The following is a 17306-nucleotide window of genomic DNA, read 5'->3' as shown; positions in this document are numbered from 1 at the left end:
AGGCCCCGCGTGGAGGACCTGGTCATCCGGGACGCCGACGTCGTCGACGGCAGCGGCGCGGACTCCTACCGCGCCGACGTCGTGCTCGACGGCGGCCGGATCGTCTCGATCGTCAAGGAAGCCGCCGGCGCGGGCTGCCAGCGGCCGCGCGCCGTGCGGGAGCTGGACGCGGAGGGCCTGGTCCTCTCCCCCGGCTTCATCGACATGCACGCCCACTCCGACCTCGCCCTGCTGCGCGACCCGGACCACAGCGCGAAGGCCGCGCAGGGGGTCACGCTGGAGGTGCTCGGCCAGGACGGGTTGTCGTACGCCCCGGTGGACGACCGCACCCTGGAGGAGGTGCGGCGGGCGATCACCGGCTGGAACGGGTACGGCGACGACATCGACTTCGGCTGGCGGACCGTCGGCGAGTACCTGGACCGGCTGGACCACGGGTTCGACGGCCGCGGCATCGCCGTGAACGCCGCCTACCTCGTCCCGCAGGGCACCGTCCGCGCCCTCGCCGTGGGCTGGGAGGACCGCGAGGCCACGCCCGAGGAGGTCGACCGGATGCGGCGGCTGGTCGCGGAGGGGATGGAACAGGGAGCGGTCGGCCTGTCCTCCGGGCTCACCTACACCCCGGGCATGTACGCCGAGGACGCCGAACTGGCCGAACTGTGCCGGGTGGTGGCCCGGTACGGCGGCTACTACTGCCCGCACCACCGCTCCTACGGCGCCGGCGCCCTGGAGGCCTACGCCGAGATGGTCGCCCTGACCCGCGAGGCCGGCTGCCCGCTGCACCTGGCCCACGCCACGATGAACTTCGGCGTGAACGAGGGCCGATCGCCCGAGCTGCTCGCGCTGCTCGACCAGGCCCTGGACGCGGGCGCGGACATCACGCTGGACACCTATCCCTACACCCCCGGCTGCACCACCCTGGCCGCGCTGCTGCCGAGCTGGGCGAGCGAGGGCGGCCCGGAGGCGATCCTGGCGCGGCTCTCCGACCCGGTGACGGCCGAGCGCATCCGGCACGACCTGGAGGTGACCGGTTCCGACGGCTGCCACGGTGTGCCCGTGGAGTGGGAGACGATCGAGATCTCCGGCGTCGGCGATCCGGCACTCGGCGACCTCGTCGGCCGTACCGTCCGCGAGTCGGCGGCGCTGCGCGGCGAGAGCCCCTGGACGACGGCCCGCCGTCTGCTGGTCGACGACCGGCTCGGTACGACGATCCTGCAGCACGTCGGCCACGAGGAGAACGTCCGCACGATCATGCGGCACCGGACCCACACCGGCGGCTCCGACGGCATTCTGCGGGGCGCGAAGCCGCACCCGCGCGCCTACGGCACCTTTCCGCGCTACCTCGGCCGGTACGTACGGGAGTCGGGAGTGCTGACGCTGGAGGAGTGCGTCGCACATCTCACCGGCCGGCCCGCGGCCCGGCTGCGACTGCCGGACCGCGGACTGGTGCGCGAGGGCTACCGGGCCGACCTTGTGCTCTTCGACCCGGAGACGGTGTCGGCCGGCGCCACCTTCGCCGAGCCCCGCACCCTGCCGACCGGCATCCCGCACGTCCTGATCGACGGCCGGTTCGTCATCGAGGACGGCAAGCGGACGGACGTGCTGGCGGGCCGGGCGGTCCGCCGGACTCCGGCATGACCGCCCGGCCACCGGCACCCGCGACCAGGGCCGGAGCCACGGCCGAGGCTACGGCTCCGGCTCCGGCTCCGGCTCCGGCTCCGGCTCCGGCTCCGGCTCCGGCTCCGGCTCCGGCTCCGGCTCCGGCTCCGGCTCCGGCTGCAACTCCAGCCCGGACTTCGGTTACGGCTACGGCTACGGCTTGGGCAGGGTGCAGCCGGTGGCGCTCAGGTTGAGCTTGTTGCCGGTGGTGAAGCAGGCCGGGATGTTGTAGGTCTCCTCGGCGTAGTTGATGCCCTGCCGGACGGTCACCGTCCCGTTGGCGTCCACCTCGCAGGGGTTGTTCTCGGTGCAGCGCTCACCGTCCTCGTTGCCGGTGTTGTTGACGGCGACGACCTTGCCGGTCGTGGTGTCGACGACGGGCGAGCCCGAGGTGCCGCCGATGGTGTTGCAGGAGGAGGTGTAGCGGAGCGAGTCCTTCCAGGTCCAGTCGCCCTCCTTCAGCCGGTACACGAAGCCGTCGACGTTGCAGCTGTAGATCCGCTTCCAGTAACCGGAGACCACCTTGATGGCCGTGCCGGCGGTCGGGTGCGTGTCCTGCACGGTGAGCGGGCTGATGCCGTACGAGCTCTTGATCGCCGCGTACGTCGTGGTGGTGCGGTAGATCGTGACGTCCGTGTCCGTCATGGTCGAGTAGACGACCTGGTTGGCGCGGAGCGTGGCGACCTTGCTGCCGGCGGAGTTCAGCAGGCCGAAGGTACGGCTGGAGGACTGGCCGGTGATGACCTCGCCCGGCTCGGGGAAGCCGGTCTCCAGGCAGTGGCCGTTGGTCAGCACGAGCGCCGGGTCGCTGTCCGCGGAGTTGGGGAAGCGGATGACGGAGCCGGAGCAGTTGCTGAGCGAGACGGTACCGGCGAAGCTCACCGTGGCCTTGACCGCCTTGGCGGATTGCGGGGCGGCGGTGTGCGACGCGGCGACCGCCGGGGTCGCGCCCAGCCCGGCTATCGCCAGGGAGGACAACGCGGCAAGGAGAGGCTTGTTCATGTGGGGGTCCCCTCTTACGACTTGGGCGACCGGACATCTTCCGGCCGCCCTTGCATCGTTTGTCATGCGCATTCTCAATGCTGAGAGGGGTGCGAACAAGACGGCGGGTCAGGTCATAGGGGTTTCCCTGTGCGGAACGGCGGCCATCTCACCCGCCACACCGCTTACTTGACGACATGTCCGGCCGGGACTCCCCCGGCGCGGCTCTCCCACGCCGGCACGGATGCGGGTGGCGGCGGCCCTGCCGGCGCTCACCGGCCGGCGGGGCCGTCCCGCGCCTCGGCCGCGGCCGTGCCCCCCGCCGGGCCGCGCCGGCGATCACCGCGGCGGTCCGGGCCACCCCGAGGCCCCGGCGACGATCGCCACCCGGCGCCGCCCACCCCCCGTGCCGCACTCACGTTCGGTGGACATGACAGCGGATTCCGGGAGTCAAGCGACTCCCGGGACGGTACGCGGTGATATCCGGGCGAACTTCCTGGTCTCACGTGTCGGAAAACACGGGCCGGCGGGCACGGCCGGCCCGTAAGCTCACGAGCATGCAGGTGATCCAGTCGACCAAGCTCGCCAACGTCTGTTACGAGATCCGGGGCCCGGTGCTCGAGGAGGCGATGCGGCTGGAGGCGGCCGGCCACCGCATCCTGAAGCTGAACACCGGCAACCCCGCCGCCTTCGGCTTCGAGTGCCCGCCGGAGATCCTGGAAGACATCCTTCGCAACGTCTCCTCCGCACACGGCTACGGCGACGCCAAGGGCCTGCTGGCCGCGCGTCGCGCGGTCGTCATGCACAACCAGACCCTCGGCATCGAGACGGACGTCGAGCACGTCTTCATCGGCAACGGCGTCTCCGAGCTGATCGTGATGGCCATGCAGGGCCTGCTGGACGACGGCGACGAGGTCCTCGTCCCCGCACCGGACTACCCGCTGTGGACGGCGGCCGTCTCCCTCTCCGGCGGCACGGCGGTGCACTACCGCTGCGACGAGCAGTCGGACTGGATGCCCGACCTCGCCGACGTCGAGCGCAAGGTCACCGACCGCACCAAGGCCATCGTCGTCATCAACCCGAACAACCCCACGGGCGCGGTCTACGACGAGGCGATGCTGAAGGGCCTGACGGACATCGCCCGCCGGCACAACCTGCTCGTCTGCTCCGACGAGATCTACGACAAGATCCTCTACGACGGCGCCACGCACACCCCGACCGCGAAGATCGCCCCGGACCTGCTCACCCTCACCTTCAACGGCATGTCGAAGGCGTACCGGGTGGCCGGATACCGGGTCGGCTGGATGGCGATCTCCGGCCCGCGCGCCCACGCCGACTCCTACATCGAGGGCCTGACGATCCTGGCGAACATGCGGCTGTGCGCCAACATGCCCGGCCAGCACGGAGTGGTCGCCGCGCTCAGCGGGCGCCAGACGATCAACGAACTGGTACTGCCGGGCGGCCGCCTGAAGGAACAGGTCGACACCGCCTACGAGCTGCTGACGCAGATTCCCGGCGTGAGCTGCGTACGGCCCAAGGGCGCGCTGTACCTCTTCCCGCGCCTGGACCCGCAGGTGTTCAAGATCAAGGACGACCGGCGGATGGTTCTGGACCTGCTGCGCCAGGAAAAGATCATGGTCGTCCAGGGCACGGGCTTCAACTGGCCCGAGCCGGACCACTTCCGGGTGGTGACCCTGCCGTCGGTCGGGGACCTCCGGGACGCGGTGACCCGCATCGGGAACTTCCTGGACGGATACGGCCAGTCGTAGCGGACGGAGACCGCCGGACCGCAGTCCGTGACCCGACTCAACTTTAGACGAAATCCAAGCTAGGATGGTTTCCTGTCAGCGCACAGGAGGCCATCCCCCATGTACGAGCCGATCCGCACCAAGTCGATCCACAGCACGATGGCCGGCACCCCCTCGGACTTCCCCCACCGGACGCGCGAGGAGGAACTGGACATCCAGCTCGCCGGCCACCTCGCCGCCCTGCTCGCGGTCACCGACGAGCTGCGCGCCCTGACGCCCTTGCCCGGCCTGGACACGGCCGCGGAACGCCTCGCCGGCGAGATCGGCCGACTGCGGGGAGGGCGCGCGCCGTTGCGCGCCACACCGGCCGCGGCCGGAGACCCTGTCGCCCTGCACCGGCGCGCACACACCCTCGCCGGCCGCGCGCTCGTGGTCGCCGCCTCGCGCGCGGACACCTCGGCGGCGATCCTCGCGGCCGAACGGATGGACGCGCACACGGCCGCCCTGGCCGACCCCAAGGAACTCAGCACCGCCCACTGACCCTCCGGGGTCCCTCGATCGGCCCCGGTCCGCGTGCACCCGAAGCGACGCGCGGACCGGGCGCCACACACCGCACCGGCTCCTGCTCCTGCTCCGGCTCCGGCTCCGGCTCCGGCTCCGGCGGGCATCCCGGACCCGGCCGGGCCGGGAAAGCCAGGGGCCCCGCACATCCCTGTGCGGGGCCCCTCGGGTTGTGCCACGGCCGGTCGTGACGATCGCTGGTCAGGGCACATCCTGGCCGGCCGTGGGGTCTTCAGCGGCTGTTCAGCCCAGGCGTTCCACCAGCGCGCGGTACTGGTCCCACAGCTCCTTGGGGGTGTGGTCGCCGAAGGTGTCGAGATGCTCGGGGACGAGGGCCGCCTCCTCGCGCCAGATCTCCTTGTCGACCGTGAGCAGGAAGTCCAGGTCGGAGTCGGCCAGTTCGAGGCCGTTCGTGTCCAGCGCGTCCCGCGTCGGCAGGACGCCGATCGGGGTCTCGACGCCCTCGGCCTCGCCGTTCAGACGCTCCACGATCCACTTCAGCACGCGGCTGTTCTCGCCGAAGCCGGGCCAGACGAACTTGCCGGCGTCGTTCTTGCGGAACCAGTTGACGTAGTAGATCTTCGGCAGCTTGGCCTGGTCCTTGTCCTTGGCGACGTCGACCCAGTGGGCCATGTAGTCACCCATGTTGTAGCCGCAGAAGGGCAGCATCGCGAAGGGGTCGCGGCGCAGCTCGCCGACCTTGCCCTCGGCGGCGGCGGTCTTCTCGGAGGCCACGTTGGCGCCGAGGAAGACGCCGTGGTTCCAGTCGAAGGACTCGGTCACCAGCGGCACCGCGGTGGCGCGGCGGCCGCCGAAGAGGATCGCCGAGATCGGCACGCCCCTGGGGTCCTCCCACTCCGGCGCGATGATCGGGCACTGCGACGCGGGCACGGTGAAGCGGGCGTTGGGGTGCGCGGCCGGGGTCTCGGAGGCCGGCGTCCAGTCGTTGCCCTTCCAGTCCGTCAGGTGGGCGGGCGACTCCTCGGTCATGCCCTCCCACCAGACGTCGCCGTCGTCGGTGAGCGCCACGTTCGTGAAGACCGCGTTGCCCCACAGCGTCTTCATCGCGTTGGCGTTGGTGTGCTCACCGGTGCCGGGCGCGACGCCGAAGAAGCCGGCCTCGGGGTTGATCGCGTAGAGGCGGCCGTCCTCGCCGAAGCGCATCCAGGCGATGTCGTCGCCGATGGTCTCCACGGTCCAGCCGGAGATCGTGGGCTCCAGCATGGCGAGGTTGGTCTTGCCGCAGGCGCTCGGGAAGGCGGCGGCCACGTACTTCGACTCGCCGTGCGGCGGGGTGAGCTTGAGGATCAGCATGTGCTCGGCCAGCCAGCCCTCGTCGCGGGCCATGACGGAGGCGATGCGCAGGGCGTAGCACTTCTTGCCCAGCAGGGCGTTGCCGCCGTAGCCGGAGCCGTAGGACCAGATCTCGCGGTCCTCCGGGAAGTGCGAGATGTACTTGGTGGAGTTGCAGGGCCACGGCACGTCGTCCTGGCCCTGCTCCAGCGGGGCGCCGAGGGTGTGGACGGCCTTGACGAAGAAGCCCTCGTCGCCCAGCTCGTCCAGGACGGCCTGGCCCATGCGCGTCATGGTGCGCATGGAGACGGCGACGTAGGCGGAGTCGGTGATCTCCACGCCGAGCGCGGACAGCGGGGAGCCGAGGGGGCCCATGCAGAAGGGCACGACGTACATCGTGCGGCCGCGCATGGAGCCGCGGAACAGGCCCTTGTCACCGGAGAAGATCTCCCGCATCTCGGCGGGGGCCTTCCAGTGGTTGGTGGGACCCGCGTCCTCCTCCTTCTCGGAGCAGATGAAGGTCCGGTCCTCGACGCGCGCGACGTCGGTCGGGTCGGAGGCGGCGTAGTAGGAGTGCGGGCGCTTGACCGGGTCGAGCTTCTTGAAGGTGCCCTTGGCCACCAGCTCCTCGCACAGCCGCTCGTACTCGGCCTCGGAACCGTCGCACCAGACCACACTGTCCGGCTGGGTCAGTTCGACGATCTCGTCGACCCACGAGATCAGTTCCTGGTGGTTGGTGGGGACGCCGGTGGGAGCCGCGTTGTCGCGCGCCACGATCGCTCCTAAAAGAGGGGTTTATGTCTTTGTTCGCCCCGTGGGGGCCGCGGCCCGGATGCTTCGTAGCCGCTCATCCGGTGCCGACCGCACTCATTTGATCATCCGAGTTTAGTGCCCATCTGTCCAGAGGGCATCACAGGTGAGCAGCGTGAGGAATCCCACGGTTTCCGTGATTCTTTGCGTCCACGTTGGGTTCAGCTGAAGGACTTTTTGCCAGGCGGCGCTCCGGGGCCTTTCATGACCCCTCATTGACGACCGGCCTACGGTGGCGTAGGTACGATGCGGCCCATGACTGCGTCCGCCTCCGACGCGCCCACGGACCCGCCGGCCGCCGGCCGCGGTCCCGTCGCGCTCTCCTTGCCGCATCCGGTGAAGCCCAGGCTCCGGGGCTGGCTGCATCTCGGCATGTTCCCGGCCGTACTCATCGCGGGACTCGTGCTCACCGCCCTCGCCGACTCCTCCAGAGGCCGCATCGCCTGCGGCGTCTACGTCCTGACGGCCTGTCTGCTCTTCGGCGTCAGCGCGCTGTACCACCGGGGCAACTGGAGCCCCCGCATGGACGGCGTCCTGCGTCGCCTCGACCACGCCAACATCTTCCTGATCATCGCGGGCACCTACACCCCGCTGACCGCGCTGCTCCTGCCCGGCGGCAAGGGCCGCTGGCTGCTGTGGGGGATCTGGGGCGCCGCCGCGGCCGGCATCGTCTTCCGCGTCTTCTGGGTCGGCGCCCCGCGCTGGCTCTACACGCCGTGCTACATCGCGATGGGCTGGGCCGCCGTCTTCTTCCTGCCCGACTTCATGCGCGCCGGCGGCGTCGCCGTCCTGGTCCTGGTCGTCGTCGGCGGCCTGCTCTACAGCGCCGGAGGCGTCGTCTACGGCATCAAGCGGCCGAACCCGTCACCGCGCTGGTTCGGCTTCCACGAGGTCTTCCACTCCCTCACCCTCGCCGCGTTCGTCGTCCACTACGTCGGCATCTCACTGGTGGCCTACCAGCACGCGTGACCCCCCCCGCCCCCACCGGCCACGGCTCCCCGCCGTGGCCTTCTTCATGCCCTGGGGCCGGTGTCTACTGACGGTCACACGGCTTCGAAAGCTGCTTTCCTTTGATATTCGCTCCCACCGAGGTCCGGAACGCGGGTCCCGACATCGTCGTGCCCGCGGCCCTGATGCCCCGCGGGACCGGCCCACGCGCCGAAGCGCGCCCCGGAGCTGGCCGCCTCCGCGACCGATGGCGGACAATGACCCGCATGACGGCCGCACGACCCCCCTACTCCCCCGCCGACGCCACCCGCCCCGGACTGCGGGAGCGCAAGAAGATCAAGACCCGGGAGGCGATCCGCGCCGCGACGTACTCACTGATCGAGGAACAGGGGTACGACGCGACGACGATCGAGCAGATCGCCGACCGGGCCGAGGTGTCGCCGTCCACCGTCTTCCGCTACTTCCCGACCAAGGAGGACATCGTCCTCACCGACGAGTACGACCCCCTGATGCTGGGTGAGTTGCGCGCGCGGCCGGCGGGCGAGCCGTGGATGGACTCGCTGCGGTACGTGATGGGCAAGGCCCTGGAGCTGAGCGAGGAGGAGCCGGAGGTGCTCCGGCTACGGGCGCGGCTCGGGGTCCAGGTCCCCGCCGTCCGCTCCCGGATGTTCGAGAGCATGTCGGAGACCGGGCGCCTGCTCCGCCAGGCCATCGCGGACCGCACGGGCCGCAATCCGGAGAGCCTCGAAGTGCGCGTCCACGCGATGGGGCTCATCGGCTCGATGATGGAAGTCTCCATGTACTGGGCGGAGAACGGTTTCGAGGGCGATCTGCGGGAGCTCATGGGCCGGGCCCTGGACGTCATGGAGCACGGCCTGCCCGCCGAGAACCCCTGAGACCGACGGCGGCCCCCGTGGCATCCTGACGGGGTGAACGGACCCGAGATCCACGTCGAAGTCGCCCCCGCCCTGCACGTGTTCGTGCCGCCCGCCCGGCGCTCGGCCGCCACCGCGCTCACCACGGACGGCGTCTCGACCCTCGGCCACGTCGTCGAGTCCCTCGGCGTCCCGCTCACCGAGGTCGGCGCACTGGTGGTGAACGGCCACGAGGTACCGCCCTCGCACGTCCCGCGGGCCGGCGAACGCGTCGGCGTCCGCCCGGTCCGGCGCCCCCAGCGGGTACCCGGCGCCCCCCTCCGCTTCCTCCTCGACGTCCACCTCGGCACCCTCGCGCGCCGGCTGCGCCTCCTCGGCGTCGACACCGCCTACGAGTCGACCGACATCGGCGATCCGGCGCTGGCCGCCCGCTCGGCCGCCGAGAAGCGGGTGATGCTCAGCCGCGACCGGGGCCTGCTGCACCGCCGCGAGCTGTGGGCCGGCGCCTTCGTCTACAGCACCCGCCCCGAGGACCAGCTGCACGACGTCCTCGAACGCTTCGCCCCCGACCTGCACCCGTGGACCCGCTGCACCGCCTGCAACGGCCTGCTCGCGGCGGCGACCAAGGAGGAGGTCGCCGACCAGCTCAAGGGCGGCACCCAGCGCGGCTACGACGTCTTCGCCCGGTGCACGTCCTGCGGGCGCGCCTACTGGAAGGGCGCCCACCACGAGCAGTTGGAGGCGGTCGTGGAGCGGGCGTTGAGCATGCGTACCCAGCGGGATTGAGTACGGGAGCCGATCGCCCGGGGCCGGGCGGCGTGCAGTGGGGCGCCCAGCTCACGCTGGCGGCGCTGATCCTCGGCGGCGCCTGACGCCTGCGTCGGCGCGTGCCACACCGCCCCGGCCCCAGGCGGCCCACAGGCCGGCGAGGCGGGGTCCGGGCCGGCCGCTCGGCACGCCGGGCCACTCCCGCGCGCTCCGCCGGTCCGATCCGGCATCCGCCGTCCCGCGGGCGGACCGCGGGAAGGCGGGACGGCGGTCCGCCCGCGGGACGGCGGCGGACCGCGGCTCAGCCGTTCAGTGCCGTGCGCAGGCGGTCCGGGTCGGTCGTCGGGGCGTCACACGTGAAATCGCGGCAGACGTACGCCGTCGGTTCACCGCCCACGAGCGGCCGGCCGGCCAGGAGCGGAAACTCGTCGCCGCCCGGGACCCCGTAGGCCACGACGGCGCCCGGCGCGGTCGCCAGCAGGGCCGTGCGGTGCAGGGCGACCGACGCCTCACCGGTCGGATCCGCGCCGACGATCGCCACCTCCCGCGGCCCGTCGAGCAGCGCCTCCGCGACGGCCAGCCCCCAGCCGACGAACCGCGGCACGCGCGGCCCGAGGGCCTGGACGACGCCCAACGCCCGCTCCGCGGCGGTCCGGTGGGGCTCGGAGCCGGTGTGCGCCGCATAGCTCAGCAGGGCACCGGCCGCCGCGCTCCAGCCGGAGGGGGTGGCGTTGTCGGTGGGGTCCTGGGGCCGGCGGATGAGCGCCTCGGCGTCGGAGGCGGTGTCGTACAGGGCGCCGCTCTCCGGGTCGGTGAAGCGGGCCAGCACGTGGTCGAGGAGGAGCCCGGCGAAGTCCAGCCAGACGCCCTCCCCGGTCACGGACGCGAGTGCGAGGAAGCCCTCGGCGACGTCGGCGTAGTCCTCCAGGACGCCCGCGTTGGGCCCGACCCTGCCGTCCTTGCTGGTCCGGGCGAGGCGGCCGTGTTCGTCAAGATGCACACGGACGAGGAGGTCGGCCGCGCCGAGAGCGGCCTCGGTCAGGTCGGGCCGGTCGAAGTAGGCGCCGGTCTCGGCGAGCGCGGCGATCGCGAGGCCGTTCCAGGCGGCGACGACCTTGTCGTCCCGGCCGGGCGCGGGACGCCCGGCCCGCTCGCGCAGCAGCCGGCTCCGTACGGACGCGATCCTCTCGGTGTCGAACACCTCGTCGGTGTGCGGGAGTTGCAGGACCGACTGCCCGTGCTCGAAGGTGCCCTCGTCGGTCACCCCGAAGTACCGCGCCGCGAGCCGGCCGTCGTCCTCGCCGAGGACGGTGCCGAGCTGCTCGGACGTCCAGACGTAGTACGCGCCCTCGACGTTCCTGCCCGTGCCGTCGTCGCTGTCGGCGTCGAGCGCCGAGGCGAACCCGCCCTCGTCCGTGTGCAGTTCGCGCACCAGGAAGTCGGCGGTCTCCAGGGCGACCCGGCGGGCGAGGCCGGAGCCGGTGGCCCGCCACAGGTGCGCGTAGACGCGGCAGAGCAGGGCGTTGTCGTAGAGCATCTTCTCGAAGTGCGGCACCACCCAGTCACGGTCGACGGAGTAGCGGGCGAAACCGCCGCCGAGCTGGTCGTACATGCCGCCCCGGGCCATACGCTCGCAGGTGTCCCGGGCCATCTGCAGAGCGCCCTCGGCACCGGTGCGGGCGTGGTGGCGCAGCAGGAACTCCAGGACCATGGACGGCGGGAACTTGGGCGCGCCGCCGAACCCGCCGCGCTGCGGATCGTACTCACGGGTGAGTCCGAGCAGGGCCTGGGCGAGTTCCTGCTCGCCGGGCGGCCGGGTGCCCTGGTGGCTGATCTCCCGCTGGGAGAGATCCCGCACGATCTTCCCGGCGACCTCGCCGACCTCGTCGCGCCGGGTGCTCCAGGCCTGCTGGACGCCCTCCAGCACCTGCCGGAAGGAGGGCATGCCGTGTCGCGGGGCGGGCGGGAAGTAGGTGCCGAAGTAGAAGGGCTCGGCGTCCGGGGTGAGGAAGACGGTCATCGGCCAGCCGCCCTGCCCGGTGGCCGCCTGCACGGCCTCCATGTAGACGGCGTCGACGTCGGGGCGCTCCTCGCGGTCCACCTTGATGTTGACGAAGTGCTCGTTGAGGTAGTCGGCGGTGGCCTGGTCCTCGAACGATTCGTGAGCCATCACGTGACACCAGTGGCAGCTGCTGTAGCCGACGCTCAGCAGTACGGGTCTGCCGGCCTCGCGGGCCGCGGTGAAGGCCTCGGCCGACCAGGGCCACCAGTCGACGGGGTTGTCGGCGTGCTGGAGCAGATACGGGGACGTCTCATGGGCCAGTCGGTTCACCGTTCCACTCTCCCACGGGCTCCGGTACCACGGAGAGGGACGCCGGGCACCGGGCGTGCCGCCGTACGGGCCCGGCGGATCCGAGGGCGCCGGGGCGGCGGGGCGGCCGGTCGGCGGCTCCTTCCGCACAAGCGGGGAGTACGGCTTCTCCGGCACGGCGGCACACCGGTGCCACGCCCGGGCTACGGCTTCTCCGCACAAGCCTGGGGTACGGCTTCTCCGCACAAGCGGGGGGAACGGCTTCTCCGCGCACGACGGCACACCGGTGCCACGCCCGGGGTGCGGCCTCTCCACCCACCCGTGAGGCGTCTCCACTCACCCGGGGGGGGTGCGGCCTCTCCGCCCACCCGCGCGGCCTCTCCACCCACCCGGGGTGCGGCCTCTCCACCCACCCGGGGTGCGCCCTCTCCGCCCGCCCGGGGTGCGGCTTCTCCACCCGCCCGGGGTGCGGCTTCTCGCATTACCTTCCGATCACCACCCCTCGCGCTCCCGCCGTCCGCGAAGGACACTCGTGGGCAAGGGAGTTGCCGCCGGAGGGGGACGGGACATGCGGGACAACCATCGGGCGGAAGCCGAGCGGCTGCTGGCGCGGGCCGTGGAGGAGGAGGTACGGCGCTCGGGCGGCCGGATCGACGGTCAGCTGCTGCTGTCGCGGGCACGCGGCGCGCTGGACGTGATCGCGGGCCCGGCCGGCGAGGAGTACGAGGCCTACACGCGCGCACTGGACGAAGCCGAGGCGGGCCGGCTGACCTTCGGCCGGCGCTTCGCCCGCCAGGGCGCCGGAACCGCCCTGCTCGCGGCGGCCGTCGCCGCGCTCGCCGCCGCGGTGGCCGACGTGTCCCTCGGCACCGGGGCCGGCACGGCCGTCGGTGCCGGTGCCGTCGCGGGCGCGGCGGGCGCCGCCGCCACGGTGGTGAGGGTGACCGGGTCGCATCTGCCGGCCGCCCACCACCGCGCGGGCCGGGCCGGTCAGCCCGGCGGTCCGGAGCAGCTGCGGCTGCAGTGGCTGACCGCGCTGGAGGTGCGGGGTATCCGCCCGTTCCTGGACCAGCAGCGGGTGCTCACCGCCTCCACCGGCCCGAAGAAGGCGGGTGGGCCGGCCCTGCGCGGCACGGACAAGAGCGCGGCGGCCCGCAGGCGCACCGTGCTGGAGCAGTCGTTCGGCCAACTGCCGGATTCGGAGGGCCCGTTCGCCGGGCGGCGGCAGGAGCTGGGGCGGATCCGGCAGTGGGCACAGGCGGCCCGGGCGGCCACCGAGACCCGGCCGACGGTGGTCGTCCTGCACGGCGAGCCCGGCTCGGGCCGGACCACGCTCGCGGTGCGCGCGGCGCACGAGCTGCGGGACCACTTCCGGGGCGCGGTGGTGGTCGACCTGCGCGGCGGCAGCCGTGAGGAGGCCCCCCTGTCCACCCGGGACGCGCTGCTGCACCTGCTCAACCGCCTGGGCGCGCCCCGCGAGCAACTGCTGTTCCGGGAGCGCTCCTCCCCCGACCAGCAGGTGAAGCGGCTCGGCGAGCTGTACCACCAGCAGCTGACGGGACTGCCGGTGACGATCGTGCTGGACGACGCGTCCGACCCGGAGCAGGTGCGGGCCCTGGTGCCGGAACGCTCCGACAGCCTCGTCCTGGTCACCGCCCGTGCGGCCCTGGACCTGCCGGCGGACCTGCCGGCATGGGTGCACCACCTGCCGGTGCAACCGCTGGACGCGGCGGGCGCCGAGGAGCTGCTGAGCGCGGCCGCCGAGGACGCGTCGGGCCCGTACGACGCCGACTCCGCCGACCGGGTCCACGCGCTGTGCGGGGGCCTGCCGCTGGCGCTTCGGATCGCGGGCTCCGCGCTCGGCCCGCGCTCACCCCGGCAGCTGGCCACCGACCTGGACGCGTACGGCCCGGTGGAGCCGGTGGAGCGCGTGCTGTGGCTGCGCTACACCGACCAGCCGGAGCCCGCCCGCCGACTGCTGCGGAGGCTCTCCCTCGCGGGCCGCGCCTCGCTCGGCGGGGCGGCCGCCGCCGCGCTGCTCGCCACGGACGAGGCCGAGGCCGGCCGGCAGCTGGCGGCGCTCGCGCGGGCCGGACTCATCGACCACGTGCGCGGCAGCCGGTACCGGCTGCACGACCTGGTGCGCGCCTTCGCCCAGGCCCGGCTGGCGGACGAGGAGGATCCGGCCGAGCGCACGGCGGCGCAGGAGCGGCTGATCGTGAACTACGCCGAACTGGCCGACTCGGTGCTCCGCCTGGTCGACGGCAACATGTCGACCCGCTCGAACCGGTTCGGCTCGCACGGCTTCACCTCCCTCGACGAGGCGCTGCGCTGGCTGGACGACGAGTCCAGCTTCATCACCGCGGCCCTGCGGCACGCGGAGGGGGTGAACCAGGCGCCCGTGCTCAACCTGCTCGGCGCGCTGTGCGACTACTGCCTGCTGCGCGGCGACCTGTACCGCCTCGGTGAGATCAGCGAGCTGGCCCAGTCGGTGGACCAGGGGCTGCTGGTGCGCTCGGTGCAGTGGCGCACCGGTATCGCGGCCCGGCAACTGGGCGAGCTGGACAAGGCCCGCACCACGCTGGCCTCGGTCGTGGACCTGTACCGGGAGGCCCACCACGACGCCGGCGCGGCCCGCGCGCTGTGCTCGCTGGGGATCACGCTGCACCACCAGGGCAACCTCACGGAGGCTGCTGCCAAGCTCCAGGAGGCGCTGGATCTCCAGGAGGCGCCGGAGCTGGCGACGGACCGGGCCTGGACGATGCACGCGCTGGCGGCGGTCCAGCGGGACCGGGCCCGGCCGGCCCAGGCTCTGGACCTGCTCACCCGGTCCCTGGTCCTGCACCGCGAGGGCGGCTCACTGCACGGCGAGGCGTGGGCCCACTTCCAGCTCGGCCAGGTGGTGCTGCGCCTCGGTGACGTACCGCGCGCCGAGACGGAGCTGCGGGCCGCCCTGGAGCGGTACGGCCGTACCCGCGACGCCCGCGGGGAGGCCTGGGCGCTGACCCAGCTGGCCCGGGCCCGGCTGGTGGACGGCGACACCTCGGCCGCCGTCCAGGGGCTGCGGCAGGCGGCCGTCCGGCACCGGGAGAACGAGGACGCGCGCGGCGAGGCGTGGACGCTGTACTACCTCGGGCAGGCGCTGGAGGAGGCCGGGGACCTGGATCAGGCGGTGCGCGACCTGGAGCGGTCCCGCACGATGTTCTCCCGGATGCGGGACGTCTACGGCCTGGCCTGCGCCCGGCACCACTCGGCGCGGGTCACCCGGGACCAGCGGGCCGCGCAGACCGGCTCGCTGCGCAACTCCGGCTTCGCCCGCCAGCTGCTCGTGGACGCCCGCGCCGACTTCCAGCGCATCGGTGTCGCCGACGGCGAGGCCTGGACCTGCCTGGAGCTGGCGGTGGTCGACGCGGGCAACGCCCGCACCCAGCAGGCGCTGGCCCTGTGCGACGAGGCGCTGGCCCTGTTCACGTCCTACGGCGACCGGCGCGGCGAGGACTGGGCGCGTTTCCTGCGCTGCACGCTGCTGCCGTACGCGGCGCCGGGCGGGGTGGAGGTGGGCACGGCGGTCGCCCAGGAGGAGCTGGCCGAGCTGGCCCGCGCCACGCATCCGCTGCGCGACGGGAAACTGACCGACTACACCGCGGCATACGCGCTACTGCTGGAACGCGGCATCCAGCTCGAATCGGGCTGGCAGGCCTGGCAGCTCGGCCTCACCCCGGCCCGCCAGGCCCGGGAGGTCATGGGCGTACAGGTCGCGGTGACACCGTGAGGGGGGTGGGGCGAGGGCGTGCCGGAGCCGGGGGCAGAGGGCGTGTCGGAGCCGGGGCAGAGGGCGGGGCGACGGCGGAGGGCAGACTTCCGGAACCGGCGAGCCGGTGGCCGGCCGGATGCCGGGCCCGAGAGCGGATCCCCGGGCCGTGAGCCCGGTGTCGGGGGGCCGGTTGCCCGGGGCCGATCGCCGGGGCTGGGGGCCAGGTGCGGGGGGCCGATTGCCGGGGCCGGGGCGGACCGGCCGCCCCGCCGCCGGGCCTGGCCGCCGCCTCGGCCTGGGCCGCGCCTCGGCCCTGCCCGCCGCCTCAGCCGCGTCCTGGCTTGGTCCCGCCGACGGTCTCGGCCTTGCCGCTGTGCTCGGCCGTCTCCTCGCCGGGGGCGTCCGCCTCCTTGAAGTCGACCTTCTGCATGTGCTTGCTCATCGACTTCATCAGCCCCCACACCGCCAGGGCCATCACCGCGAACACGATGAAGCCGAGGACACCGGGGGTGACCTTGTTCTTGTCGTACTGGTCGGCCAGGGAGACAAGATGCGTCGTTGCCAGGCTTGCGCTCATGTCAGGCATTGTCCCGGATGCCCGCGAAGAGGTCGTCCTCGGGGAGGGAAGTATCGACGAGGGACTTCGCCAGCTCGTACTCCTCCGTCGGCCAGACCTCCTTCTGCAGCTCCATCGGGACCCTGAACCAGCCGCCGTCGGGGTCGATCTGCGTGGCGTGGGCGATCAGCGCCTTGTCGCGGATCTCGTAGAAGTCCGCGCACGGCACGTGCGTGGTCAGGGTCCGCTCCTTGCGCTCGAACTCGCTCCAGCGCTTGAGCCAGTCCCCGTACGGCGACTCCAGGCCGCGGTCGAGCATCGCGTGGTGCAGCGCCTCGGTGCGGGGGCGGTTGAAGCCCTGGTTGTAGTAGAGCTTCTGCGGCTGGTAGGCGGGCCCGAACTCGCTCTCGGGGTATTTCTCGGTGTCCGCCGCCCCCTCGAACGCCACCATGGAGATCTTGTGGGTCATGATGTGGTCGGGGTGCGGGTAGCCGCCGTTCTCGTCATAGGTGGTGATCACCTGGGGACGGAAGGAGCGGATCTGCTTCACCAGCTCACCGGCCGCCTTGTCGACGTCCTCGAGGGCGAAGCAGCCGTCGGGCAGCGGAGGCAGCGGATCGCCCTCGGGCAGACCCGAGTCGACGAAGCCGAGCCACTCCTGCTTGACGCCGAGGATCTCCCGGGCCTCGTCCATCTCCTTCTTGCGTACCTCGTGGATGTGCTCCTCGATGTACTTGTCGCCCTGCAGCTTGGGATTGAGGATGGACCCGCGCTCTCCGCCGGTGCAGGTCACCACCAGCACGTCCACCCCCTCGGACACGTACTTCGCCATGGTGGCCGCGCCCTTGCTCGACTCGTCGTCGGGGTGCGCGTGAACGGCCATCAGTCGCAGCTGGTCAGTCAAGACTCAATCCTCGGTAAGTCGGCGCCCCGGTGTCTTCGGGTGCGATCGGCGGCTTCTATAGTGACCGAATCGGGGCACGAATAATTCCAGGGACCTGCCTCAAGGCCCCTTTCGGGACATACGTCCCCCTTTGCCGAGAGG

12 protein-coding genes are annotated in these 17306 nt (G+C 72.4%); 7 read left to right on the top strand and 5 right to left on the bottom strand.

The genetic code is table 11. The features are described from left to right. Positions 1–9 precede the first annotated feature (9 nt). A complete protein-coding gene (locus ACGFT2_RS12535; protein ID WP_393276750.1) occupies positions 10–1635 on the top strand; it encodes an amidohydrolase family protein in 1626 nt (541 codons plus the stop codon). A 174-nt stretch (positions 1636–1809) separates the two neighbouring features. Here ACGFT2_RS12535 and ACGFT2_RS12530 read toward each other — a convergent pair whose 3' ends face one another. Continuing rightward, positions 1810–2658 (bottom strand): trypsin-like peptidase domain-containing protein, encoded by an 849-nt coding sequence (locus tag ACGFT2_RS12530; RefSeq protein WP_393276747.1) that lies wholly within the window; start codon positions 2656–2658, stop codon positions 1810–1812. A 536-nt stretch (positions 2659–3194) separates the two neighbouring features. Between ACGFT2_RS12530 and ACGFT2_RS12525 the strand changes: the two genes are divergently transcribed. Next, complete coding sequence (locus tag ACGFT2_RS12525; RefSeq protein ID WP_393276744.1) at positions 3195–4406, top strand: pyridoxal phosphate-dependent aminotransferase; 1212 nt, start codon at positions 3195–3197, stop codon at positions 4404–4406. Between the two features lie 99 nt (positions 4407–4505). After that, positions 4506–4925, top strand: a complete 420-nt coding sequence (locus tag ACGFT2_RS12520; RefSeq protein WP_393276741.1) for a hypothetical protein — start codon at positions 4506–4508, stop codon at positions 4923–4925. 264 nt (positions 4926–5189) lie between these two features. Here the strand turns inward: ACGFT2_RS12520 and ACGFT2_RS12515 are convergent, their stop codons facing one another. Next, positions 5190–7013 carry a phosphoenolpyruvate carboxykinase (GTP) gene (locus ACGFT2_RS12515; protein WP_393276738.1) on the bottom strand — a complete coding sequence of 608 codons (1824 nt, stop codon included), beginning with the start codon at positions 7011–7013 and terminating at the stop codon, positions 5190–5192. Between the two features lie 291 nt (positions 7014–7304). On the opposite strand from ACGFT2_RS12515, the gene ACGFT2_RS12510 reads away from it, so the two are divergent. The 3 genes from ACGFT2_RS12510 to ACGFT2_RS12500 all read left to right on the top strand — a co-directional run bounded on the left by ACGFT2_RS12510 (position 7305) and on the right by ACGFT2_RS12500 (position 9658). Further along, positions 7305–8018 (top strand): hemolysin III family protein, encoded by a 714-nt coding sequence (locus ACGFT2_RS12510; RefSeq protein WP_393276735.1) that lies wholly within the window; start codon positions 7305–7307, stop codon positions 8016–8018. A gap of 236 nt (positions 8019–8254) precedes the next feature. Next, complete coding sequence (locus ACGFT2_RS12505; RefSeq protein WP_393276732.1) at positions 8255–8893, top strand: TetR/AcrR family transcriptional regulator; 639 nt, start codon at positions 8255–8257, stop codon at positions 8891–8893. Between the two features lie 33 nt (positions 8894–8926). Next, a complete protein-coding gene (locus ACGFT2_RS12500) occupies positions 8927–9658 on the top strand; it encodes a Mut7-C RNAse domain-containing protein (RefSeq protein ID WP_393276729.1) in 732 nt (243 codons plus the stop codon). A gap of 283 nt (positions 9659–9941) precedes the next feature. On the opposite strand, the gene ACGFT2_RS12495 is transcribed toward ACGFT2_RS12500, so the two are convergent. Then, positions 9942–11972: a thioredoxin domain-containing protein gene (locus ACGFT2_RS12495; protein WP_393276726.1), complete on the bottom strand. Its 2031-nt coding sequence runs from the start codon at positions 11970–11972 to the stop codon at positions 9942–9944. A gap of 547 nt (positions 11973–12519) precedes the next feature. On the opposite strand from ACGFT2_RS12495, the gene ACGFT2_RS12490 reads away from it, so the two are divergent. Further along, positions 12520–15723 (top strand): tetratricopeptide repeat protein, encoded by a 3204-nt coding sequence (locus tag ACGFT2_RS12490; RefSeq protein WP_393276723.1) that lies wholly within the window; start codon positions 12520–12522, stop codon positions 15721–15723. A gap of 307 nt (positions 15724–16030) precedes the next feature. Here ACGFT2_RS12490 and ACGFT2_RS12485 read toward each other — a convergent pair whose 3' ends face one another. Both ACGFT2_RS12485 and mca read right to left on the bottom strand, forming a co-directional pair. Then, positions 16031–16282, bottom strand: coding sequence for a hypothetical protein (locus ACGFT2_RS12485; RefSeq protein ID WP_393276720.1), 252 nt, complete (start codon positions 16280–16282; stop codon positions 16031–16033). Between the two features lies 1 nt (position 16283). Beyond that, positions 16284–17144, bottom strand: coding sequence for a mycothiol conjugate amidase Mca (gene mca / locus ACGFT2_RS12480; RefSeq protein ID WP_393277668.1), 861 nt, complete (start codon positions 17142–17144; stop codon positions 16284–16286). Positions 17145–17306 lie beyond the last annotated feature (162 nt).

It is taken from the genome of Streptomyces sp. NPDC048514, assembly GCF_043199955.1.
Lineage (GTDB): Bacteria > Actinomycetota > Actinomycetes > Streptomycetales > Streptomycetaceae > Streptomyces.
The sequence above is the reverse complement of the archived record's forward strand: the minus strand, read 5'-3'. Positions and strand labels throughout refer to the sequence as shown.

Excerpts from the sequence above, each read along its gene's own strand:
- ACGFT2_RS12530 (WP_393276747.1), bottom strand. The coding sequence starts at position 2,658 with ATGAACAAGCCTCTCCTTGCCGCGTTGTCCTCCCTGGCGATAGCCGGG.
- ACGFT2_RS12525 (WP_393276744.1), top strand. The coding sequence starts at position 3,195 with ATGCAGGTGATCCAGTCGACCAAGCTCGCCAACGTCTGTTACGAGATC.
- ACGFT2_RS12520 (WP_393276741.1), top strand. The coding sequence starts at position 4,506 with ATGTACGAGCCGATCCGCACCAAGTCGATCCACAGCACGATGGCCGGC.
- ACGFT2_RS12510 (WP_393276735.1), top strand. The coding sequence starts at position 7,305 with ATGACTGCGTCCGCCTCCGACGCGCCCACGGACCCGCCGGCCGCCGGC.
- ACGFT2_RS12505 (WP_393276732.1), top strand. The coding sequence starts at position 8,255 with ATGACCCGCATGACGGCCGCACGACCCCCCTACTCCCCCGCCGACGCC.
- ACGFT2_RS12490 (WP_393276723.1), top strand. The coding sequence starts at position 12,520 with ATGCGGGACAACCATCGGGCGGAAGCCGAGCGGCTGCTGGCGCGGGCC.
- ACGFT2_RS12485 (WP_393276720.1), bottom strand. The coding sequence starts at position 16,282 with ATGAGCGCAAGCCTGGCAACGACGCATCTTGTCTCCCTGGCCGACCAG.
- mca (WP_393277668.1), bottom strand. The coding sequence starts at position 17,144 with ATGGCCGTTCACGCGCACCCCGACGACGAGTCGAGCAAGGGCGCGGCC.